The following is a 5,809-nucleotide window of genomic DNA, read 5'->3' as shown; positions in this document are numbered from 1 at the left end:
CCCCCCCCGCCCCCCCCCCCCGCGGCCGTTCAGGATCCGGCCCGGACCGGCTCAGCCGCACATCCGGCGATAGCGGCGGCAATTGCCGGCCCCCTGTTCGCCCAGCTCTTCCTTGTAGAGGCAGGCTTGGCGCAGTTCGCGGCACATCGCCCGGCTCGGGCCGCGCCGCTCCTCGTAATACTCCCGCCGCCCCCCGTAGGGCCGCCGTCCGTCATCGATCTGGACGCCGCCCGGCCCGATGGAGATGCCCTGGGCGAAGGCGGTGCCGGGAAGGCTGAGAAGTGCCGCAGCCGCGGCCAGGCCGAGAACGAGGCGTCGCATGCCGATCAACTCCCTCCGTTGCGTCGCGCGTTGACGTTGCGCAAGCGTGGCCACCCGAACGCGGATGACCCCGGCAGAGTTCCAGGCTTAGAGTTCCAGGCTCAGGCCGTGCGGCGCTCAGGCGACCCCGCGGCGATCCTCACGCGGCGCGGTCTCGGCCGCCCCGGCGCGCCTCTCGTCGACTGCACGCCCGTGTGCGGCGATCTCGCGCAGCGCCGCCGCCATCAGATCCGCCTGGCCGTCGAGGTCTACGGCCGCCGCGTCGGGGCCGCGCCGCTGCGCCAGGAGACCCGCGGCGAGCAGGGCCGCCGCGCTGCCGCCGAAGGGCACCGCGGCGGCGGCCCAGGCCGGTCCGAGGGGATGCGCGAGGGCAGCCGTCGCCAGGCCGCCGCCCATTGCCGCCGCGATCAGGACGAACACCACGCACCTCCACCGAGCCGTCAGGCACGATGACACGGATGCGGGCGGTCGCATCGGGCCGAATGCCGACATGGTGAAGTCCCGGTGAAGGCGGCGCGCTCCCAGGGCTGGCAGTCCGTCTCGCGCCGCCCATCCGATGCGCGCCGTGGGAGGGGCTGGCACGGCAGGGCGTCGGAGCGCACCAGGGCCGCATCGGCCGGTTCGGGGAGCCCGGCCGGCGGGCGCGGCCGTTCCCGCACCCATTCGCCGCGGAGCTGAAGGAAGAAGACCGGCACGGCGACTCCCTCAAGCGGACGCGGCCTCCACGTGGAGGTAGGTCGGATCGAACTCGGACAGCGCCACCAGCCTCTCCCAATCATGGATCCGCAGGGTGCCGTTCTGCAACGTGATCAGGCTCATGGCGCGCAGGGTCTGGAGCACGCGGTTGACGTGGACCGTCGAGAGGCCGAGGGCGTCGCCGAGGTCGCTCTGGGTGACCGGCAGGGGGCACTGGAAGCCGGAGGCGAGCCCGACCGCCTGCTGCCTCAGGTACATCTCGCACAGGAGGTGCCCGACATGCTCCAGGGCGGCCCGGCGTCCGAGGCAGACCATCCACTGGCGCACCATCGCGGCGTCGATCAGCGTGCTGCGCCACAGGACGGCCGCCACGCCGGGATGCGCCGCGATCACGTCCCGCAGGGCCTCGTGCGGGATGGCGGCCATCAGCACCGGCGTCAGGGTGTCGAGGTTGTGGTCCATGACCGGCAGGTGGAGGCTCTGCAGGTCGGGCATGTCGCCGGCGATGTGCAGCGAGTGGATCTGGCGCTTGCCGCTGCCCAGCACGTTGGAGCGGCACAGCCAGCCCTGCAGCACGACGCAGCACTGGCTCGGCCGGTCGCCCTCGCGCACGATGGGGCAGCGCGGCGGCAGGGTGCGGATCGCGACGGGCAGGTCGGCGACCGCCCTCCGCTCGACGGCCGAGAGCGGGCCGATGCTCTCCAGGCGTCGCACCAAGCCGGCCAGGGCGGACGCGGCGGCGGACGTCATCGGCGGCGCGCCTTCCGGGGAGGGTGCGGACGCGGCGAAGGGGCTGGGGGCATGGACGGGGTCGAGGGAGCGAGGGCGCGACGGGAGAGCAAGCTAGAGCGCCACCCCGGGCCGCCCATTAACCCATGATAGGCGAGCCAAGATACTTCTCGTGTGTATCAAGGCCGCCGAGAGCACCGCCCCGACACCCTCGGGCTCTGCCGGCCGGCCACGGTTGACGGCGGCCGCGGCCGAGGCTATCGCGGCGGCATGTCGACCATGCTCGCCCTCGCCGGGATCTATTACGCGCCGCTCCCTTGAGCGGCGGGATGCATGGTCGTCCTTCAACCGCTGCGTGGCCAGCGGTTGGGTTCCGGCGGAACGGCTCTGGCTCCGCAGCCCATCGCGGAGCCTCCCCGTCATGTCACCGGCCAGCGCGCCTGCGCCTCTTCCCTCCCTCGGCATCGTCGGATTCGGCGCCTTCGGCCGGCTCGCCGCCCGGCATCTCGCCGGGTTCTTCCGGGTCCTGGCCTACGATCCCGAGCCGGTGGTGCGGAGCGAGCCGGGTGTCGTCCTCACCGACCTCGCGGGCGCGGCGGCCTGCCCGGTCGTGATTTTGGCGGTCCCGGTGGGGCGTCTGCGGGAGACGGTGGAGGCGGTCGCGCCCCACCTGCGGCCGGGCGCCCTGGTCCTCGACGTCGGGTCGGTGAAGATGGAGCCCGCGCGCATCATGGCCGAGGGCCTGCCGCCCTGCGTCGACGTGGTCGCCACGCACCCGCTCTTCGGTCCCCACAGCGCCCGAAATGGCATCGCCGGGCTGAAGATCGCCGTCTGCCCGCTGCGCGGACGCTCCAGCCGGCGCGCGGCGGCCTTCCTGCGGCGCGCGCTCGGGCTCGACGTGATCCTGACGACGCCCGAGGCGCACGACCGCGAGGCGGCCCTGGCGCAGGGGCTGACCCACCTCATCGCCCGGGTGCTCGTCCGGATGGAGCCCCTGCCGGACCGCATCACGACGCGCAGCTTCGACCTGATCCGGGAGGCGATCGGCCTCGTCCGCCACGACGCGCCGGAGGTCTTCGACGCCATCACCCGCACCAACCCCTACGCGGCGGAGGTGCGCCGCAGCTTCTTCGCCCTCGCCACCGCCCTCGACGCCGAACTCGGAAACACCGAACTCGGAAACCCTTGGCCCGCGCCGGATCCGGCCTTGACCGAACCGATCGGCTCGTGGCGTGTTCCTGTTTCGTTCTCGACGAGTCGCCACTTCAGTCGGACGGGACAGCCATGACGCGAGCAGACGCCCCCGGACCCACGGCCCCCGCCGGTCCCGTCGAGGAGATCGCCGACGCCTACCTCCGGATCACCGCGGGTGATGCGGGCTTGGCGCTCAAATGCGCGATCACCGACGCGCTCGCCGACCTGCTGGAGGCCGAGCGGCGCACGCGGCAGCGCAGCCGCCTGATCTCGAAGGGCTACGTGCGGGGCGCCCGCCCGCCGGAGGATTGAGCCGCGGGAGCGATCCTGCGCCGAGGCGGCCACCGGTCTTCGCATCATTCCGCCGGCCGAATCGGCCGGTGCCGCCTGATCGGCCGGTGCCGAAGGGGTCACCGGTCCGGCGGCGGCCGTGCTGCACCATCAAGAGCCTCAGCAGACGTGCTCCACGCAAGTCTGCTGAGGCGCGGGGCCTTCGCGGGGATCAGGCGGTCCGGCGCGCGGCGCGCCACGCCGCCGCCTCGGCGGCGCCGCGCATCAGCGCGTAGACGAGCGCCGGCCACGCGAACAGGATCACGGCGAGGGGCAGGGGCATCTGCCACCCCACCACGGCGCCGAGGATGCCGGCGATCGAGCCGACGTAGCGGAGGTAGAAGACCGGGACCGCGAGCAGCAGGGCGGGCAGCCAGTGCAGGCCCAGCCCCTGCGTCAGCCCGGCCTGCACGGCGAACAGGTTGACGACGCCCATGGTGAGAAAGACTCCGAAGGCGATCTTCTGCGGCACCCGTGTCCCCCCGATGCTCCCGGCCCGCGACGCTCCGGACCGTGCGGCGCAGGCTGCCTTCTGGTCCCGAAATGCGGCAAAATGTGTGAGGGGCGGGGCCGCCGGCGCCCGCGGCCCGGCCGGTCGCCCAGGGGTTCGCCCCAGGCACGAAAACCCAGGGCCGTGAAACCTGTGAGCGGAACCTTGACCGCCCCAATTAGGGTTGTGTTGAGGGAAGGGCTGCAGGGTGGCCCGGTTGGAGAGTCGGTCATGGCCATCACAGGTCGCTTCAACTTCCGCAGAACCCTGACGGGCAAGCTCGTGCTGCAGGTGGAGGCCGTGCGCAAGCCGTGGTGGGTCTTTTCCCGCGCGGCGGCCCCCGGACACGTCTGGCGCGACGCGACGCTCAAGGACCTCGCGGCCGTCGAGATGCAGCCCCTGCTCAACCTGCGCGGCAATCCCGGCTACACGCCGCGCAGCCCCGTGATCTTCATGATGAATCCGGCCAAGCCCGAGGAGGCGCCGAGCGCCGAGGTGGTCCGGCTCGACGCGCATCGCGCGGTCGGCGGCCAGGGCGGCTGAGCGCGGCCTGCGGCGGGCCCCCGCTGCGGGATCGGTGCCAGGATCGGTGCAGGGATCGATGAAGATGCGGCCCGCCGCAGCGCCGTCAGAGCGCGCGGCGCCAGGGAGGGAGAAGCGGCATGGCCATGACGTCCGTGAACCAGGCGGTGATCGAGACGCTGTCGCGGCAGATCGTCTCCGCCTACTGCGCCGCGGCGGGCGAGGCAAAGGGCGCAGCTGAGGGATCAGCCCAGGGATCAGCCAGGGACGCGGCCGAGGGGCCGGCGAAGGGATCGGCCTGGGCGCGGCTCCTCGACGAGGTGATGCACGCCATCGAGGAGCCGGTGGGCCGCCGCCGGCTCGTCGAGCAGGGCCCGGAGCGGGTCAACGCGGCGCTCGCCGACTGGGAGGCGCAGGAGGGGCGCCCCTTCGGCCTGCGGCTGATCGAGATCGACCCCGCCCGCTCCACCGTCACGATGGGCTGACGCCGCGCGCGAGGTCGAGGAGGAGGGCCGCCACCGCGTCGGGCGCGCTCACCATCGCGTCGTGTCCCGCGGCGAGATCGCGCCAGTTCCAGCCCGCCTGCCGGCGCACCCAGGCCTTCACCCCGTCGAGGGCCGGGTAGGCCGGCGCCGTGCAGTCGACGTAGGTGCGCGGCAGGCCGTTGCCGACCGGGCGGGCGAGCGCGAGCGGGCTCTCGTAGGGGCCGAGCGGGTGCGGCGTCAGGCGCCGGGCGAGCCACGCGGCGTCCTCTGGGTCGAACACCCCGAAGGCGGCCGGGGGCGGCACCGGCAGGCTCAGGCCGCCGCTCGTCTCCGCGGCCGCCCGGCGGCGCTCCGCCACCACCTCGGGCGGCAGGATCTCGAAGGGCGCGCGGCCGGGCTCCACGAGGAGCGCGTCGAGGCAGACGAGGTGGCGGATCGCCTCCGGCATCAGGTCGGCCACGCCGCTGACCGCGAGGCCCCCGAAGGAGTGCCCGACCAGCACCACCTCGGCGAGTTCCTCCGCCGCGATCACCCCGGCGACGTCGCGCACGAAGGTCGCCAGCGTGATCCCGGGCGCCAGGAGATGCGCCCGCTCGCCGAGCCCGGTGCAGGTCGGCGCGAACACCCGGTGGCCGCCCGCGCGCAGCCGGTCCGCGACCCGCCGCCAGCACCAGCCGCCATGCCACGCCCCGTGCACCAGCACGAAGGTGAAGACCTCGTCGGCCGCGCCCCGCTCCGCCATGCCCTTCTCCCGACCGTGTCCCGTCCGCTTGTCGGATACCCACGCGCGGGCGCGGCGCGCAAGCGGGCCGCGCCCGCGCGGCGACGCACCTCGATCAGCGCTCCGGGTCGTCCCCGCGCGGCGCGTCCTCGCGCGGCGCGGTGCGCGCGGCGATCAGGCGTTCCAGGGACTGGAACTCGCGCACGGCCTGGCGGGTGCGGCCGGCCGCGCAGGAGGCCTCGGCGGCTCTGGTCCACAGCAGCACCTCGTTGAAGGCGGCTTGGTTCGGGCCCGCGCCCACCCGGGCGCGGGGGGGGGGGG

General features: G+C 74.0%; 9 protein-coding genes and 1 pseudogene. 4 read left to right on the top strand and 6 right to left on the bottom strand.

The window, feature by feature from the left end:
- Nucleotides 1-51: 51 nt before the first annotated feature.
- The 3 genes from ACKUB9_RS14225 to ACKUB9_RS14215 all read right to left on the bottom strand — a co-directional run bounded on the left by ACKUB9_RS14225 (nucleotide 52) and on the right by ACKUB9_RS14215 (nucleotide 1,767).
- A complete protein-coding gene (locus ACKUB9_RS14225; RefSeq protein WP_407523018.1) occupies nucleotides 52-321 on the bottom strand; it encodes a hypothetical protein in 270 nt (89 codons plus the stop codon).
- Between the two features lie 117 nt (nucleotides 322-438).
- A complete protein-coding gene (locus ACKUB9_RS14220; RefSeq protein WP_407523016.1) occupies nucleotides 439-741 on the bottom strand; it encodes a hypothetical protein in 303 nt (100 codons plus the stop codon).
- Between the two features lie 285 nt (nucleotides 742-1,026).
- Complete coding sequence (locus ACKUB9_RS14215; protein WP_407523014.1) at nucleotides 1,027-1,767, bottom strand: Crp/Fnr family transcriptional regulator; 741 nt, start codon at nucleotides 1,765-1,767, stop codon at nucleotides 1,027-1,029.
- Between the two features lie 400 nt (nucleotides 1,768-2,167).
- On the opposite strand from ACKUB9_RS14215, the gene ACKUB9_RS14210 reads away from it, so the two are divergent.
- Together ACKUB9_RS14210 and ACKUB9_RS14205 are read left to right on the top strand one after the other, a co-directional pair.
- Nucleotides 2,168-3,034: a prephenate dehydrogenase/arogenate dehydrogenase family protein gene (locus ACKUB9_RS14210; protein WP_407523011.1), complete on the top strand. Its 867-nt coding sequence runs from the start codon at nucleotides 2,168-2,170 to the stop codon at nucleotides 3,032-3,034.
- Nucleotides 3,031-3,252 carry a hypothetical protein gene (locus ACKUB9_RS14205; RefSeq protein WP_407523009.1) on the top strand — a complete coding sequence of 74 codons (222 nt, stop codon included), beginning with the start codon at nucleotides 3,031-3,033 and terminating at the stop codon, nucleotides 3,250-3,252. The genes ACKUB9_RS14210 and ACKUB9_RS14205 overlap by 4 nt, the downstream gene beginning before the upstream one ends.
- A 190-nt stretch (nucleotides 3,253-3,442) precedes the next feature.
- On the opposite strand, the gene ACKUB9_RS14200 is transcribed toward ACKUB9_RS14205, so the two are convergent.
- Nucleotides 3,443-3,742: a hypothetical protein gene (locus tag ACKUB9_RS14200; protein WP_407523007.1), complete on the bottom strand. Its 300-nt coding sequence runs from the start codon at nucleotides 3,740-3,742 to the stop codon at nucleotides 3,443-3,445.
- A 249-nt stretch (nucleotides 3,743-3,991) separates the two neighbouring features.
- On the opposite strand from ACKUB9_RS14200, the gene ACKUB9_RS14195 reads away from it, so the two are divergent.
- Nucleotides 3,992-4,303, top strand: a complete 312-nt coding sequence (locus tag ACKUB9_RS14195; RefSeq protein ID WP_407523004.1) for a hypothetical protein — start codon at nucleotides 3,992-3,994, stop codon at nucleotides 4,301-4,303.
- 119 nt (nucleotides 4,304-4,422) lie between these two features.
- Nucleotides 4,423-4,767, top strand: coding sequence for a hypothetical protein (locus tag ACKUB9_RS14190; protein ID WP_407523002.1), 345 nt, complete (start codon nucleotides 4,423-4,425; stop codon nucleotides 4,765-4,767).
- On the opposite strand, the gene ACKUB9_RS14185 is transcribed toward ACKUB9_RS14190, so the two are convergent.
- Both ACKUB9_RS14185 and ACKUB9_RS14180 read right to left on the bottom strand, forming a co-directional pair.
- Entirely contained in the window at nucleotides 4,754-5,509 is a 756-nt protein-coding gene (locus ACKUB9_RS14185) for an alpha/beta fold hydrolase (RefSeq protein WP_407522999.1), read from the bottom strand. The two genes, ACKUB9_RS14190 and ACKUB9_RS14185, sit on opposite strands and share 14 nt — an antisense overlap.
- A gap of 94 nt (nucleotides 5,510-5,603) precedes the next feature.
- A pseudogene (locus tag ACKUB9_RS14180) lies at nucleotides 5,604-5,809 on the bottom strand (hypothetical protein); the annotation flags it as partial.

The sequence above is a fragment of the Methylobacterium oryzisoli genome (assembly GCF_046557895.1).
In the GTDB taxonomy this organism is placed as follows: Bacteria; Pseudomonadota; Alphaproteobacteria; order Rhizobiales; family Beijerinckiaceae; genus Methylobacterium; species Methylobacterium oryzisoli.
The sequence above is the reverse complement of the archived record's forward strand: the minus strand, read 5'-3'. Positions and strand labels throughout refer to the sequence as shown.